The organism is Halomonas sp. C10-5 (assembly GCF_057169305.1).
In genome coordinates, this window is the sequence record NZ_CP175665.1 from 2898604 (window position 1) to 2913260 (window position 14657).

Annotated in this window: 15 protein-coding genes; 14 read left to right on the forward strand and 1 reads right to left on the reverse strand. The window is 68.5% G+C overall.

The features are described from left to right. Positions 1–7: 7 nt before the first annotated feature. The 13 genes from ACJ7IV_RS13505 to tatC all read left to right on the forward strand — a co-directional run bounded on the left by ACJ7IV_RS13505 (position 8) and on the right by tatC (position 12602). Positions 8–2407, forward strand: a complete 2400-nt coding sequence (locus ACJ7IV_RS13505; RefSeq protein WP_483864831.1) for a primosomal protein N' — start codon at positions 8–10, stop codon at positions 2405–2407. 150 nt (positions 2408–2557) lie between these two features. Beyond that, complete coding sequence (gene argS / locus ACJ7IV_RS13510; RefSeq protein ID WP_483864832.1) at positions 2558–4243, forward strand: arginine--tRNA ligase; 1686 nt, start codon at positions 2558–2560, stop codon at positions 4241–4243. Between the two features lie 3 nt (positions 4244–4246). Further along, complete coding sequence (locus tag ACJ7IV_RS13515; RefSeq protein ID WP_483864833.1) at positions 4247–4981, forward strand: SPOR domain-containing protein; 735 nt, start codon at positions 4247–4249, stop codon at positions 4979–4981. A 148-nt stretch (positions 4982–5129) separates the two neighbouring features. Continuing rightward, positions 5130–5663, forward strand: coding sequence for an ATP-dependent protease subunit HslV (gene hslV, locus ACJ7IV_RS13520; RefSeq protein ID WP_483864834.1), 534 nt, complete (start codon positions 5130–5132; stop codon positions 5661–5663). A gap of 10 nt (positions 5664–5673) precedes the next feature. Beyond that, positions 5674–6996 (forward strand): ATP-dependent protease ATPase subunit HslU, encoded by a 1323-nt coding sequence (gene hslU / locus ACJ7IV_RS13525; protein ID WP_483864835.1) that lies wholly within the window; start codon positions 5674–5676, stop codon positions 6994–6996. A 186-nt stretch (positions 6997–7182) separates the two neighbouring features. Next, positions 7183–7566, forward strand: a complete 384-nt coding sequence (locus ACJ7IV_RS13530; protein WP_213311310.1) for a gamma-butyrobetaine hydroxylase-like domain-containing protein — start codon at positions 7183–7185, stop codon at positions 7564–7566. A gap of 93 nt (positions 7567–7659) precedes the next feature. Beyond that, on the forward strand, positions 7660–8427 hold the full coding sequence (gene ubiE, locus ACJ7IV_RS13535; RefSeq protein WP_161430083.1) for a bifunctional demethylmenaquinone methyltransferase/2-methoxy-6-polyprenyl-1,4-benzoquinol methylase UbiE: 768 nt from the start codon (positions 7660–7662) through the stop codon (positions 8425–8427). Between the two features lie 7 nt (positions 8428–8434). Further along, positions 8435–9073: a ubiquinone biosynthesis accessory factor UbiJ gene (locus ACJ7IV_RS13540; protein WP_483864836.1), complete on the forward strand. Its 639-nt coding sequence runs from the start codon at positions 8435–8437 to the stop codon at positions 9071–9073. Continuing rightward, positions 9073–10695, forward strand: coding sequence for a ubiquinone biosynthesis regulatory protein kinase UbiB (gene ubiB, locus ACJ7IV_RS13545; RefSeq protein ID WP_483866594.1), 1623 nt, complete (start codon positions 9073–9075; stop codon positions 10693–10695). The genes ACJ7IV_RS13540 and ubiB overlap by 1 nt, the downstream gene beginning before the upstream one ends. 38 nt (positions 10696–10733) lie before the next feature. After that, positions 10734–11069: a phosphoribosyl-ATP diphosphatase gene (locus ACJ7IV_RS13550; protein ID WP_161430081.1), complete on the forward strand. Its 336-nt coding sequence runs from the start codon at positions 10734–10736 to the stop codon at positions 11067–11069. A 64-nt stretch (positions 11070–11133) separates the two neighbouring features. Then, positions 11134–11406, forward strand: coding sequence for a Sec-independent protein translocase subunit TatA (gene tatA / locus ACJ7IV_RS13555; protein ID WP_483864837.1), 273 nt, complete (start codon positions 11134–11136; stop codon positions 11404–11406). 6 nt (positions 11407–11412) lie between these two features. Next, a complete protein-coding gene (gene tatB / locus ACJ7IV_RS13560) occupies positions 11413–11838 on the forward strand; it encodes a Sec-independent protein translocase protein TatB (protein WP_483864838.1) in 426 nt (141 codons plus the stop codon). Beyond that, a complete protein-coding gene (gene tatC / locus ACJ7IV_RS13565) occupies positions 11835–12602 on the forward strand; it encodes a twin-arginine translocase subunit TatC (protein WP_483864839.1) in 768 nt (255 codons plus the stop codon). The genes tatB and tatC overlap by 4 nt, the downstream gene beginning before the upstream one ends. Positions 12603–12747: 145 nt before the next feature. Here tatC and elbB read toward each other — a convergent pair whose 3' ends face one another. Beyond that, the gene (gene elbB / locus ACJ7IV_RS13570; RefSeq protein ID WP_483864840.1) at positions 12748–13410 is read right to left on the reverse strand and encodes an isoprenoid biosynthesis glyoxalase ElbB; all 663 of its coding nucleotides are present in this window, start codon (positions 13408–13410) and stop codon (positions 12748–12750) included. A gap of 208 nt (positions 13411–13618) precedes the next feature. Here elbB and hemB point away from each other — a divergent pair, with 208 nt between their 5' ends. Further along, positions 13619–14626, forward strand: a complete 1008-nt coding sequence (gene hemB / locus ACJ7IV_RS13575) for a porphobilinogen synthase (RefSeq protein WP_483864841.1) — start codon at positions 13619–13621, stop codon at positions 14624–14626. Positions 14627–14657: the final 31 nt, after the last annotated feature.

The following is a 14657-nucleotide window of genomic DNA, read 5'->3' on the forward strand; positions in this document are numbered from 1 at the left end:
GCGCTGTATGCCGCCACCTGATCCGCTGCCAGGCACCGCATACGGTTGTCTATCGGTTGCCGGCACCTGTCTGGGATTGCCGAGCAAGCTTGGGAACTCACCGGAACACCCCGAAACGCCGACCTGGCGCCGGGGAGCGCAGCATTCTACCAGAGCCACTGCCGGAGGCCAATTGCCTGAATCGCCCGTTCCACGCGTGCTGCGCGTCGCCATCCCCTCACCGCTGCACCGCCTGTTCGACTACCGCCCGAGCAGCGAGGCCCCGGCTTGCGGCTGGCAGCCGGGCCTGCGCGTCAGGGTGTCCTTCGGGCGCCGCGAGGTGGTCGGCATCGTGGTCGCGTGCTGCGACCGGGGCGAACTGCCGCTGGCCGACCTCAAGCCGGTGCTGGCCTGCCTGGACGACACCCCGCTACCGGAAGACTGGCTGTGGTTATGCCGCTTCACCGCACGCTACTACCAGCATCCGCTGGGCGACACCCTGCACCAGGCACTGCCGGTGCTGCTGCGCCAGGGCCGTGCGCTTGCCGCCCGCACCCGGGAGCGCTGGGCCCTCACCGCCGCGGGGCATGCCGCCGGCAGCGATGCCCTGCCCCGCGCCCCGCGCCAAGCGGCGCTGCTGGAGATGCTGCGCCAGCACCCCCATGGCCTGGCCAGCCAGGCGATCCTCGCCCAGGCCTTCAGCCGTGATCAGCTCAAGGCCCTGACCGCCAAGGGGCTCGTCGAACGCCACGAGGAGCCACTTGCCGCCGCCCCCCAGCCCGATGCCGACCACCTGCTGGCCGACCCGGCGCTGCCGCTCAACCGCGAGCAGGCCCATGCCCTCTCGGCGCTGCACGAACGGCTCGATGCCTATCACCCCTGCCTGCTGGAAGGGGTCACCGGCAGCGGCAAGACCGAGGTCTACCTGCAGTTGATCGAGGCGGTGGTGGGCCGCGGACGCCAGGCGCTGGTGCTGGTGCCGGAGATCGGCCTGACTCCGCAGACCCTGGCACGCTTCCGTAAGCGCTTCCGGGTGCCGGTGGTGGCACTGCACTCGGGGCTTACCGATCACGAGCGCCTGGATGCCTGGGAGGCCGCCGCCAGCGGTCGGGCTCCCATCGTCATCGGCACACGTTCGGCGATCTTCACCCCCCTGGCTCGCCCCGGGGCGATCATCGTCGACGAGGAGCACGACGGCTCCTACAAGCAGCAGGACGGGCTGCGCTACCACGCCCGGGACCTCGCCGTGGCGCGCGCCCACCACCACGGTATCCCGCTGCTGCTGGGCAGCGCCACGCCCTCGCTGGAGAGTCTGGCCCGGGCGCGGCGTGGCGAATGGCGTCACCTGCCGCTGACCCGCCGCGCCACCCGTCACGCCCCCGCCGGACTGGAACTGCTCGACCTGCGCGGGCGGCCCCGCCTGGGCGGCCTGGCGCCGCCGGCGCTGGAGGCGATCGCGGAGACCCTCCAGGCCGGTCACCAGGTGCTGGTATTCATCAATCGCCGCGGGTTTGCCCCGACCCTGGCCTGTCACGCCTGCGGCTGGCTGGCCGAGTGCGACGCCTGCGACGCCCGCATGACACTGCACCGCCAGCCGCCGCTGCTCGCCTGCCACCACTGCGATCGCCGCCGCGCCCTGCCGGAGAGCTGCCCCGAATGCGGCAGCATCGACCTGCGCCCCCTGGGCAGCGGCACTGAACGCACCGAGGAGACCCTGGCCGGACGCTTCCCCAAGGTGCCGGTGCACCGCATCGATCGCGACAGCACCCGCCGCCGCGACGCCTTCGAGAACGCGCTGGCCGAGGTGCGCCGCGGCGAGCCCTGCCTACTGGTGGGTACTCAGATGCTGGCCAAGGGGCACCACCTGCCCCATGTCACCCTGGTGGTGGTAGTCAACGCCGACGCCGGCCTCTATGCCAGCGACTTCCGCGCCCTGGAGCAGGGTGCGCAGCTGCTGGTGCAGGTGGCCGGCCGTGCCGGCCGCGCCGCCCATCCCGGGCGGGTGCTGGTGCAGACGATGCACCCCGATGACCCGCACCTGCGCCTGCTGGCCGAACGCGGCTATGCCGCCTTCGCCGACCGGCTGCTGGAGGAGCGTCGAGCCGCCGCCCTGCCGCCCTTCCGCTTCCTCGCCCTGCTGCGCCTGGAGAGCGCCAGGGAGGAGGCCGCCGGCGAGCTGGGCCGGCGTGCCGCCACCGCCCTGCGTGGCTGGCTTGCCGAGCGCGAGCTTACGGTGGACTGCCTGGGCCCGGTGCCGGCGCCCATGGAGCGACGCCAGGGGCGCTACCATCTGCAGCTGATGCTGGGCGCCGAGAAGCGCAGCGCCCTGCATGAGGCCTGTGCCTGGCTCACCGCCTGGATGGAGGCCACCCCCGAGGCGCGCCGGGTACGCTGGTCGCTGGATATCGACCCGCAGACGCTAAGCTGACCCCCGCCCTTTAAAGCCGCCCCACAATTGCCGATAATGGCCGGCCATGCCCGTTCAGGGCTCCGTTTCCATGCCCACGCCGGGCCGAGCGCCTCTTCACCGCCGGTTCATCGGCCGCTCGGCCCGACGCCACAGGACATCCGACGCCCCATGAAAGAGACCATCGTTGCGCTGCTCGAGGACGCCCTCGACTCCCTCCGGCAGCAGGGCGTGCTGCCCGCCGACCTCGCCCCGACCATCAAGGTCGACCCCACCCGGGACAAGGCCCATGGCGACTACGCCACCAACCTGGCGCTGATGCTGGCCAAACCGGCCGGCCGCAAGCCCCGCGAGCTGGCTGAGGCGCTGATCGGCGCGCTGCCCGAGAGCGAGGCAGTACAGAAGGTGGAGATCGCCGGCCCCGGCTTCGTCAACTTCTTCGCCGCCACCGACGCCGCCGCCCAGGTGGTCCGTCAGGTGCTCGACGCCGGCGACGCCTTCGGCCGCAGCCTCACCGGCCAGGGCCACAAGGTGCAGGTGGAGTTCGTCTCCGCCAACCCCACCGGCCCCTTGCACGTCGGCCACGGCCGCGGCGCGGCCATCGGCGACTGCATCTGTCGCCTGCTGGAAGCGACCGGCTTCGACGTGACCCGCGAGTTCTACTACAACGATGCCGGCGCCCAGATCAGCAACCTGGCGCTCTCGGTGCAGGCCCGGGCCAAGGGGCTCGACCCCGAGGACGACGGCTGGCCGGCGGATGGCTATCGCGGCGGCTACATCATCGACGTGGCCAACGCCTACCTCGACGGCGAGACCGTCCATGCCGACGACCGCCATGTCACCGCCAGCGGTGACCCGGACGACCTGGCAGCGATCCAGGAGTTCGCCGTGGCCTACCTGCGCCGCGAGCAGGACCTCGACCTCAAGGCCTTCGGCGTGCAGTTCGATGTCTACTTCCTGGAGTCCTCGCTCTACCGCGACGGCAAGGTGGAGGCGACCGTCGAGCGCCTGATCGAGAAGGGCCACACCTATGAACAGGACGGCGCCCTGTGGCTGCGCACCACCGACTTCGGGGACGACAAGGACCGGGTGATGCGCAAGTCCGACGGGCAGTACACCTACTTCCTGCCCGACGTCGCCTACCACCTCGACAAGTGGCAACGTGGCTTCACCACGGTGATCAACGAGCAGGGCGCCGACCACCACTCCACCGTGACCCGGGTGCGCGCCGGCCTGCAGGCCCTGGAGGCGGGCATTCCGAAGGGCTGGCCCGACTACGTGCTGCACCAGATGGTGATGGTCACTCGCTCCGGGGTCGAAGTGAAGCTCTCCAAGCGCGCCGGCAGCTACGTCACCGTGCGCGACCTGATCGACGAGGTGGGCCGCGACGCCACGCGCTTCTTCTTGGCCGCGCGTCGGGCAGACTCCCAGCTTACCTTCGACATCGACCTGGCGCGCTCGCAGTCCAACGACAACCCGGTCTACTACGTGCAGTACGCCCACGCCAGGGTTTGCAGCGTCGAGCGGAAGGCCCGCAGCGACGACCAGCCCTTCGATCACGCCCTGGCCATGGCCAGCCTGGGTCGCCTGGAAGAGGACCAGGAGAAGGCGCTGCTGAACCGCCTGGCGCGCTACCCCGAGGCGGTGGAACACGCCGCGGCCGCCCGCGAGCCCCAGCAGATTGCTCAGTACCTGCTCGACCTGGCCGCCGACTTCCACACCTGCTACAACGCGGTGAAGGTGATGGTCGAGGACGACGCCCTGCGCAACGCCCGCCTGGCGCTGGGCCTGGCCACGCGCCAGGTGCTGCGCAACGGCCTGGAGCTGATGGGAGTCGGCGCCCCGGAGGAAATGTAACCCATGGCGACTCGCAAGCAGCCCCCCAAGAAGCGCGGTGCCACCAACAGCCGCCGCCAACCCGCCCGCAAGGCGCGTCGCGAATGGCGCCTGCCCGGCTGGGTGTGGGGCCTGGCTGGCCTGGTGGCCGGCTTCCTGCTCTCCCAGCACCAGCACGGCGTGGCACCCTGGCAGGTCGAGGACTCGCCGCTGGCCACGGTGCTGCCACGCAGCGCGCCGCCGGAGGCCGAGCCCGAGGCAGCGGCGGAGCCCAGCGAACCGCCGATGCCGACCTTCGAGTTCTACACCCTGCTGCCGGAATCCGAGGTGATCGCTCCGGGTGGCGAGATGCCCGCCTCCACGGCGACTCCGCCGCCCCCGGCGGAGGAGACGGCGGCCGACGATTCGGCGCCTGCCGACGACCCCATCGCCGAGGTGATCGCCGCCAACCTGGCCAGCGACCGCCAGGCCAACAGCGAGCCCTCCCGTGAGCCCGCCGCGGCCGCCACCAGCGCCTCGGGCCAGCGCTTCATGCTCCAGGCCGCCTCCTTCCGCGAGGTCGGCGATGCCCAGCAGCTGCGCAGCCGCCTGCGCGACTTCGGCCTGCTGGCCCAGGTCAGCGAGGTGAAGGCCGGGGGCGGCGAGACCTGGCACCGGGTGCAGGTGGGTCCCTACGAGGACCGCCGCGAGCTATCCCGGGCCCAGGACCTGATGGTCACCCAGGGTATCGAGCCGCTGCTTATCCAGCTCAACAACTGAGCCCGCCTCCCGCAGTGACACGCGCGGCCGCTTGAATTCCGGGCGGCGCGCCCGCACCTACTCCCACCAGACAGATTCGTCACGATGCCCGGCTGGGCGTCGAAAGTCATCGGGAGCCGTTCACCCGCTCCCCCAAGGAGTCTCCTCCATGACCACGATCGTATCCGTGCGCCGCGGTGACCAGGTGGCGCTGGCCGGTGATGGCCAGGTATCGCTGGGCAATACCGTGATGAAGGGCAACGCCAGCAAGGTACGCCGCCTCTATCGCGGCGAGGTGCTGGCCGGCTTCGCCGGCGGTACCGCCGACGCCTTCACCCTCTTCGAGCGCTTCGAGGCGCAGCTGGAGAAGTACCAGGGCAACCTGGTCAAGGCCGCCGTGGAGCTGGCCAAGGAGTGGCGCACCGACCGCGCCCTGCGCCGCCTGGAGGCGCTGCTTGCCGTGGCCAACAAGGACGCCTCGCTGATCATCACCGGCAACGGCGATGTGCTGGAGCCCGAGGGCGGCATCATCGCCATCGGCTCCGGCGGCAACTACGCCCTGGCCGCGGCCCGCGCCCTGCTCGAGAACACCGACCTCGGGGCCCGCGAGATCACCGAGAAGTCGCTGGCGATCGCCGGCGATATCTGCGTGTTCACCAACCACAATGTCACCCTCGAGGAGCTGCCTGCCAAGGCGAGCTAAGGCCGATACCATGACCCAGATGACCCCCCGCGAGATCGTTCACGCCCTGGACCAGTACATCATCGGCCAGCAGGACGCCAAGCGCGCCGTGGCCATCGCCCTGCGCAACCGCTGGCGGCGCATGCAGCTCGAGGGCGACCTGCGCCAGGAAGTGACGCCCAAGAACATCCTGATGATCGGCCCCACCGGGGTGGGCAAGACCGAGATCGCCCGCCGCCTGGCCAAGCTGGCCCGCGCGCCCTTCATCAAGGTCGAGGCCACCAAGTTCACCGAGGTGGGCTATGTGGGCCGCGATGTGGAGTCGATCGTGCGCGACCTCACCGAGGCCGCCATCAAGCTGGTCCGTGAGCAGGCCAAGGAAGAGGTCGGCCATCGCGCCGAGGACGCCGCCGAGGAGCGCATCCTCGACGCCCTGCTGCCGCCGCCGCGCGGCCAGGAGGAGGAGCCCCGCCAGGACAGCTCCACGCGCCAGATCTTCCGCAAGAAGCTGCGCGAGGGGCAGCTCGACGACAAGGAGATCGATATCGAGGTCTCCCAGCAGGGACCCAACGTCGACATCATGACCCCGCCTGGCATGGAGGAGATGACCAGCCAGCTGCAGAGCCTGTTCTCCGGCATGGGCAAGCAGAAGACCGAGACCCGCCGGGTGGCGGTCAAGGACGCCTTCGCCCTGCTGCGTGACGAGGAGGCCAGCAAGCTGGTCAACGAGGAGGAGATCAAGGCCCGCGCCATCGAGTCGGTGGAACAGAACGGCATCGTCTTCCTCGACGAGATCGACAAGGTCTGCAAGGGCGGTGGCCAGTCCAGCGGTGGGGAGGTCTCCCGCGAGGGCGTGCAGCGCGACCTGCTGCCGCTGATCGAGGGCTCCACGGTCTCCACCAAGTACGGCATGGTGAAGACCGACCACGTGCTGTTCATCGCCTCCGGCGCCTTCCACCTGTCGCGCCCGTCGGACCTGATCCCGGAACTGCAGGGTCGCCTGCCGATCCGTGTCGAGCTCAACGCCCTGACCCCGGACGACTTCAAGCGCATCCTCACCGAGCCCTCCGCGGCGCTGACCAAGCAGTACCAGGCGCTGCTGGCCACCGAGGGCCTGGAGATCGAGTTCACCGCCGACGGCATCGAGCGCATCGCCGAGATCGCCTGGAAGGTCAACGAGGGCACCGAGAATATCGGCGCGCGCCGCCTGCACACCGTGATGGAACGCCTGCTGGAGGAGGCCTCCTTCCGCGGCAGCGACATCGGCACCCCGCTGGTGATCGACGCCGCCTACGTGGATTCCCAGCTCGGCGAGCTGGCGATGGACGAGGACCTGTCGCGGTATATCCTGTAACCAAGCGGCACGCCGCGGGGCACAGTATGCCCCCAGCGGCTGCCCGCGGCGCCGGGGACAGGCCGTAGCGGAGGTCCTATGCCAGGGATGGCATCGGTAGCGCCCAGGGATGGGTTCACAGCGCCTCCGCGAAGGCCTGTCACCGGGTCAGCCGCGTCCCCTAATGCCCAGATCCGGACGCCAACCATGCCAGCCCCAATTCCTACCAAGGTGCACTACCACAAGCAGGCCCGCGAGCTGGAGCTCGGCTATGCCGATGGCCAGAGCTACCGCCTCGCCATCGAATACCTGCGAGTCTTCTCCCCCTCAGCCGAGGTGCGCGGCCACGGCAAGGGCCAGGAGACCCTGCAGGTAGGCAAAAAGTTCGTCGGCCTCAAGGACATCACCCCCACCGGTCGCTACGCCCTCAAGCTGCACTTCGATGACGGCCACGACAGCGGCCTGTTCAGTTGGGACTATCTGAAGTGGCTGATCGACAATCGCGAGGCCAACTGGGCCGAATACCTGGAGCGCCTGGAAGCGGCCGGCGCCAGCCGCGAGCCGCTGGGCATAGAAATCAAGCAGCTGTAACCCGCGTCAAGACAATCGCCGCCGCGGGAGGCTACAATGGCGCCCATCCGAGGCCTTGACCTCTCCCATGCAGCGATTCGGGAGCCCCATCGCATGAGCGCCAACCCCAGCTCCAGGGACAAGCAGACCACCGATTTCGGCTATCAGGAAGTGCCCCTCGAGGAGAAGGCCTCCCGGGTAGCCGATGTATTCCACTCCGTGGCGGCCCGCTACGACGTCATGAACGACCTGATGTCGTTCGGCATACACCGCCTGTGGAAGCGGCTGACCATCGAGCGCGCCGGGGTGCGCCCCGGCCACAGTGTGCTCGATATCGCCGGCGGCACCGGCGACCTGACGCTGAAGTTCTCGCGCCTGGTGGGCCCCCGCGGCCGCGTGGTACTGGCCGATATCAACGAGTCGATGCTGCGCGTCGGTCGTGACAAGCTGCTCGACCATGGCGTGGGCGGCAATGTCGAGTATGTCCAGGCCAACGCCGAGTGCCTGCCCTTCCCGGACAACACCTTCGACTGCATCACCATCGCCTTCGGGCTGCGCAATGTCACCGACAAGGATGCCGCGCTGCGCTCCATGGCCCGGGTGCTCAAGCCCGGCGGCCGTCTGCTGGTGCTGGAGTTCTCCAAGCCGGGCAACCCCCTGCTGACCAAGGCCTACGATGAGTACTCCTTTCGCCTGCTACCGCGCATCGGCCAGGTGGTGGCCAGCGATGCCGACAGCTACCGCTACCTGGCCGAGTCGATCCGCATGCACCCCGATCAGGAGACGCTCAAGGGGATGATGGAGGCGGCCGGCCTGGAGCGGGTCGAGTACACCAACATGACCGGGGGCATCGTCGCCCTGCACCGCGGCATCAAGCTCTGAGGTGGGCATGGCGTTGACACCGACCCTGCTGCTCGCCGCTGCCGAGAGGACCCTGAACGGCCTGCTGGCCCGCGACCCGGCTGCCCCCTCGCGTCTGGCCCGGCTGGCCGGCCAGCGGCTGCTGCTGCGCCTCGAGCACCCCGAGCTGGCACTGGCCATCCACTTCCATGGCGGCGGCCTCGACCTGCTGCGCCCCGACGACCCGGCCGAGGAGGCCTATGATGCCGTGGTCGAGCTGGACGCCGAGACCCTCGGCGCCCTGCTGGGCGGCGCCTCGATGGAGCGGCTGATGTTCCAGGGGCGGCTGGCGGTTCGCGGCCGCATCCCGCTGCTGGAGGAGACCCGCGACCTGCTGCTCGACCTCGACCTGGACTGGGAAGGCGAGCTGGCCCGCTGGCTCGGCGATATCCCCGCCCACAGCCTGGCCGAGGGACTGCGCCGCCTGGGCCGCTTCGGTCTGCGCACCCGCGAGGAGTTCTGTGCCGACCTCTCCGAATACCTGGTCGAGGAGGCCCGTCTGCTGCCGGGGCGCCCCCAACTCGAGGTGCTGCGTGACCACCTGACCGAGCTGGAAGTGGCCTCCGACCGCCTCGAGGCGCGCCTCGCCCGCCTGCACCGGCGTCTGGCGGACAGGGTGACGCCATGATCCTGCTGCGTCTGCTGCGCATCCTGTGGGTCATCACCCGCTACCGCCTCGATACCTTGCTGCCCCACGAGCGCCTGCCCTGGCCGCTGCGTCTCCTGTTCAAGCTCTCGCCACTGCGCCTGGTGCCCATAGGAGAGCGCTCCCGGGGCGAGCGCCTGCGCCTGGCCCTGGAGTCGCTGGGGCCGATCTTCGTCAAGTTCGGCCAGGTGCTCTCCACCCGCCGCGACCTGCTGCCCGAGGACGTGGCCGACGAGCTCAAGCGCCTGCAGGACCAGGTGCCGCCCTTCCCCGGCAGCGAGGCCCGCGGCGTGGTGGAGGCGGAGCTGGGCCTGCCGGTGGCCGAGGCCTTCGCGCGCTTCGACGCCGAGCCCCTGGCCTCGGCCTCCATCGCCCAGGTCCACGGCGCCCGGCTGCACGGTGGCGAGGAGGTGGTGGTCAAGATCATCCGCCCCGGCATCGAACGGGTGATGCGTCAGGACATGGCCCTGCTCTACCGCTTCGCCCGCCTGTTGACCATCGTGCCCGAGGCGCGCCGCCTGCGTCCGGTGGAGGTCGTGCGCGACTACGAGACCACCCTGTTCGACGAGCTCGACCTGCACAAGGAGGCGGCCAACACCTCCCAGCTCAAGCGCAACTTCAAGGACTCCGCCCACCTCTACGTGCCGGGCATCCACTGGGAGCTGACCCGCCACCGGGTGATGGTCCAGGAGCGCATCTACGGCGTGCCGGTGGCCGATATCGCCGCCCTCCGGGCCCAGGGCACCGACCTCAAGAAGCTCGCCGAGCGTGGGGTAGAGATCTTCTTCACCCAGGTGTTCCGCGACAACTTCTTCCATGCCGACATGCATCCGGGCAACATCTTCGTCTCCCGCAAGCACCCCCACGACCCGCAGTATATCGGCATCGACTGCGGCATCGTCGGCAGCCTGACTCGCGAGGACCAGGACTACCTGGCCCGCAACCTGCTGGCCTTCTTCCATCAGGACTACTACGAGGTGGCGGCGCTGCATATCGAATCGGGCTGGGTCGGCGAGCATACCCGGGCCAACGAGTTCGCTGCGGCAGTTCGTACCGTGTGCGAACCGATCCTCGAGAAGCCGCTCAAGGACATCTCCTTCGGCCAGGTACTGCTGGGCCTGTTCCAGACCGCGCGGCGCTTCGACATGGAGGTGCAGCCGCAGCTGGTGCTGCTTCAGAAGACCCTGCTCAATATCGAGGGGCTGGGGCGCCAGCTCTACCCGGAACTGGACCTGTGGCAGACCGCCAAGCCCTATCTGGAGCGCTGGATGGAAGAGCGCGCCGGGGTGAAGGGCTTCTGGGCCTCGCTCAAGCGCCAGGCCCCGGAGCTCAGCCACCAGCTTCCCGAGCTGCCCTCCCTGGTCCATCAGGTGCTGTCCCAGGCCGAGCTGGAGAAGCGCCAGCGCCGCCACCAGGGCGAGGCGCTCGGCGGCATCCAGCGCCATCTGGCTCACCAGGGCCGGCGCCACCGCCGGCTGCGGCTGGGACTGCTGCTGGTCGTGCTGGCGGTGGCCTGGCAGCCGCTGGCCGAGTGGGCCGGCGGACAGCCCTGGCCGGCGTTGGCCGCCGCGGCCATCGGCCTGGCCCTGCTGGCCTGGCACTGACCCAGTTTCATGCTCGCCTTTTCATGGAGACGTCATCGATGAGCGATATTCTCGAGCGGCTGCAGGTTGTCCTGGATCAACGCCGCGAGGCCGATCCTTCCGACTCCTACGTCGCCGCCTTGCATCACAAGGGCCTGAACAAGATACTCGAGAAGGTCGGCGAGGAGGCCACCGAGACCCTGCTCGCGGCGAAGGACGCAGAAGGCGGCGGCGATGCCCAACGCCAAGCGTTGATCGCCGAAACGGCCGACCTGTGGTTTCATAGCCTGGTGATGCTGTCGCATCTCGGCCTCGAACATGGAGCGGTGCTCGACGAGCTGGGCCGCCGCTTCGGTATCTCCGGCCACGACGAGAAGGCTGCACGCCAGCCATAGTCCGCTGGACACAACATCACTGGCCGTTCCGGGTGAGCCGGAACCCCAATCAGAGGAAGCGCTAATGTTAGGTGGTATCAGTATCTGGCAGCTGCTGATCGTTCTCGGCATCATCATCCTGATCTTCGGCACCAAGAAGCTGCGCAACGTCGGCACCGACCTGGGTGGCGCCGTGAAGGGCTTCAAGAAGGCGATGAACGAGGACGAGAAGGGCGACAAGGCCGAGGAAGAGGAAACCGAAGCGCAGACCCAGGCCCGCGTCGACCACAAGGATGAGACCAACACCTACGACGTCCAGGCCGAGCGAAAGCCCGAGGAACAAGAAGAGCGCAAGTAAACCGCCATGTTCGATATCGGCTTTCTCGAACTCCTGCTGCTCGGCGTGGTAGGCCTGCTGGTGCTCGGCCCGGAGCGGCTGCCCAAGGCGGCACGCACCCTGGGCCTGTGGATCGGCAAGATCAAGCGAACCGTCTCCGGCATGCAGCGCGAGATCAGCGCTCAGCTGGAGGCGGAAGAGCTGCGCCAGAAACTCGACGAGCAGCAGAAGAAGCTGGACGACAGCGTCAACCAGGTGAAGCGCGGCGTCGAGGGTATCGCCGAGCCCGAGCGCGGCTCCCGGGATGCAGGCAGTCGCCGCCAGGATGCGCCGCCGGCGACGCCCGAGCAGCGCCTGGATGACGCCCTGTCACGCGCCCGCGAGGGGGCTGACACCCAGCCTGACACCACGCCCGAGCCCTCCCCCGTCGACAAGGACGCCCCTGAACGATGAGCAACCCCGGTGACGGCCCGGAACAGCACCAGGCCCCGCTGATCGAGCATCTGATCGAGCTGCGCTCGCGCCTGCTGCGTGCGGTGGTGGCGGTGCTGGTGATCTTCCTCGGCCTCTACGCCTTCGCCAACGACATCTATACCTTCGTGGCCCAGCCGCTGATGGCGCTGCTGCCGGAAGGTTCGCAGATGATCGCCACCGAGGTGGCGTCGCCCTTCCTGGCGCCCTTCAAGCTGACCCTGGTCACGGCAGTATTCATCGCCGTACCCTACGTGCTGCACCAGGCCTGGGCCTTCGTGGCCCCGGGCCTGTACGACAACGAGAAGGCGCTGGCCATCCCCATCCTGGCCTCCAGCGTGATGCTGTTCTACGCCGGTGCGGCCTTCGCCTACTATGCGGTCTTTCCACTGCTGTTCGAGTTCTTCACCCAGACCGGGCCGGAGAACGTGACGGTGATGACCGATATCAACGCCTACCTCAATTTCGTGCTGAAGCTGTTCTTCGCCTTCGGCGTGGCCTTCGAGATCCCCATCGCCACCTTCCTGCTGATCGCCTCCGGCGCCACCACGGTGGAGAGCCTGTCGAAGAAGCGCCCCTATGTGGTACTGGGCTGCTTCGTGGTGGGCATGCTGCTGACGCCGCCGGACGTGATCTCCCAGAGCCTGCTGGCGATCCCCATGTACCTGCTCTACGAGGTGGGTCTCTTTTTCGGCCGCTTCGCCCGGCGCAAGAAGCAGCAGCGCGAGACGGAAGACGACTCGTAAGCCCAAAGCTTGAAGCTTGAAGCTTGAAGCTTGAAGTCCAACCTGATCGAAAACGCCCCCATGACAGTGCCATGGGGGCGTTTTTCTTCCAGCTTCCAGCCGCGAAGCGGCGCTCTTTCAGCTTCCGGCTTGAGCCGCTTCGCGGCTAGAGATCCATCAGCTCATCGACCCGGTCGACCAGCTTGAAGATGCCGGTGGCGGCCTCGCTGATGCGGGTGGCGAGCATATAGGCCGGCGTGGTCACCACGCGATGCTCGAAGTCCACCACGATGTCCTCCACGCCGCAGCTGCGGTGCAGGCCACCCATGGCGCTGATGGCGCCGGAAACACCGGGGTCCTGGCCAATGGTGACGGCAATGCCTGGACCCAGCAGGCGTGGCACCATTACCGGGCTGATGCACATCATGCCGATGGGCTTGCGGGCCTCGTGAAAGCCTTCCAGTGCCTCCTTGATCTCGTCGAGTACCGTCATCTCGGCGCCATCCTCTGCGAAGCTGGAGAAGTTCTTGGCGGCGCCGAAGCCGCCGGGCAGGATCACCGCGTCGAAGTCGTCCGCCTCCAGCTCGCCCAGCGGCTGGATCTCGCCACGCGCCAGGCGCGCCGACTCGGTCAGCACGTTGCGCGGATCACCTTCCGCGACCTCGCCGCTGAGGTGGTCGATGACGTGGTGCTGGGCGATATCCGGCGCGAAGCAGCGATAGCCGAGGCCCAGCTGGTCGAGCCGCAGCAGGGTCAGGGTGGTCTCGTAGATCTCGGAGCCATCGTAGACCCCGCAGCCCGAAAGGATCACCGCCACCTGTTTGCTCATGCCTATCTCCTTGCAGGGTTCGCCTGCCGACGGCAGGACCAGTTATCGAGCTCCACACTCTAGAGCGATCCCTCGAGTGCGACAAGGCGAGACTTTCGGCGCAATGCGACACTGATATACTCGAGGACAGCCGACACCCTGCTGTCACGTCATTGTCATCAAGGGCCGCCAGACTACCATCGGCGGCGCCAGAGCCGGAGAGACGATCTTGAGCTTCACGACCCCACGCCAGTTCCCCGCCACCCGCATGCGGCGCATGCGCCGCGACGCCTTCTCGCGCCGCCTGATGTGCGAGAACGTGCTGACCCCGGCCGACCTGATCTGGCCGGTCTTCGTGCTGGAGGGCGAGGGCCAGCGCGAGGCGGTGCCCTCCATGCCGGGGGTCGAGCGCCTGTCGCTGGACCTGCTGATCGATGAGGCCCGCGAGGCCGTCGAGCTGGGCATCCCCGCCATTGCACTGTTCCCGGTGGTGGATGCCTCGCTGAAGAGCGAGCTGGCCGAGGAGTCCTACAACGCCAACGGCCTGGTGCAGCGCAGCGTGCGGGCCCTGAAGGAAGCCCTGCCCGAGCTCGGCATCATCACCGACGTGGCGCTGGATCCCTACACCAGCCACGGCCAGGACGGCATCATCGACGAGCAGGGCTATGTGCAGAATGACCGCACCGTGGAGACCCTGCTCAAGCAGGCGCTCTCCCACGCCGAGGCCGGGGCCGACGTGGTGGCTCCCTCGGACATGATGGATGGCCGCATCGGCGAGATCCGCCGGGTGCTGGAGCAGGAGCAGCTGGTCAACACCCGCATCATGGCCTACAGCGCCAAGTACGCTTCGCGCTACTACGGCCCCTTCCGTGACGCGGTGGGCTCCGCCGCCAACCTGGGCAAGGCGGACAAGAGCACCTACCAGATGGACCCGGCCAACGGCGACGAGGCGCTGCATGAGGTGGCCATGGACCTGGCCGAGGGTGCCGACATGGTGATGATCAAGCCGGGCATGCCCTATCTGGACGTGGTGCGCCGGGTCAAGGACGAGCTCAAGGCGCCGACCTACGCCTACCAGGTCAGCGGCGAATACGCCATGCACATGGCAGCCTTCGAGAACGGCTGGCTGGATGCCGATGGCGTGATCCTCGAATCACTGCTGTGCTTCAAGCGTGCCGGCGCCGACGGCGTATTGACCTATTTCGCCAAGCGGGCAGCACGACTGCTCACCCAGTAGCAAGGGAGTGGACTGCGCGCCCTCCCTGGAA

Excerpts from the sequence above, each read along its gene's own strand:
- ACJ7IV_RS13505 (WP_483864831.1), top strand. The coding sequence starts at position 8 with ATGCCGCCACCTGATCCGCTGCCAGGCACCGCATACGGTTGTCTATCG.
- argS (WP_483864832.1), top strand. The coding sequence starts at position 2,558 with ATGAAAGAGACCATCGTTGCGCTGCTCGAGGACGCCCTCGACTCCCTC.
- ACJ7IV_RS13515 (WP_483864833.1), top strand. The coding sequence starts at position 4,247 with ATGGCGACTCGCAAGCAGCCCCCCAAGAAGCGCGGTGCCACCAACAGC.
- hslV (WP_483864834.1), top strand. The coding sequence starts at position 5,130 with ATGACCACGATCGTATCCGTGCGCCGCGGTGACCAGGTGGCGCTGGCC.
- hslU (WP_483864835.1), top strand. The coding sequence starts at position 5,674 with ATGACCCAGATGACCCCCCGCGAGATCGTTCACGCCCTGGACCAGTAC.
- ACJ7IV_RS13530 (WP_213311310.1), top strand. The coding sequence starts at position 7,183 with ATGCCAGCCCCAATTCCTACCAAGGTGCACTACCACAAGCAGGCCCGC.
- ubiE (WP_161430083.1), top strand. The coding sequence starts at position 7,660 with ATGAGCGCCAACCCCAGCTCCAGGGACAAGCAGACCACCGATTTCGGC.
- ACJ7IV_RS13540 (WP_483864836.1), top strand. The coding sequence starts at position 8,435 with ATGGCGTTGACACCGACCCTGCTGCTCGCCGCTGCCGAGAGGACCCTG.
- ACJ7IV_RS13550 (WP_161430081.1), top strand. The coding sequence starts at position 10,734 with ATGAGCGATATTCTCGAGCGGCTGCAGGTTGTCCTGGATCAACGCCGC.
- tatA (WP_483864837.1), top strand. The coding sequence starts at position 11,134 with ATGTTAGGTGGTATCAGTATCTGGCAGCTGCTGATCGTTCTCGGCATC.
- tatB (WP_483864838.1), top strand. The coding sequence starts at position 11,413 with ATGTTCGATATCGGCTTTCTCGAACTCCTGCTGCTCGGCGTGGTAGGC.
- tatC (WP_483864839.1), top strand. The coding sequence starts at position 11,835 with ATGAGCAACCCCGGTGACGGCCCGGAACAGCACCAGGCCCCGCTGATC.
- elbB (WP_483864840.1), bottom strand. The coding sequence starts at position 13,410 with ATGAGCAAACAGGTGGCGGTGATCCTTTCGGGCTGCGGGGTCTACGAT.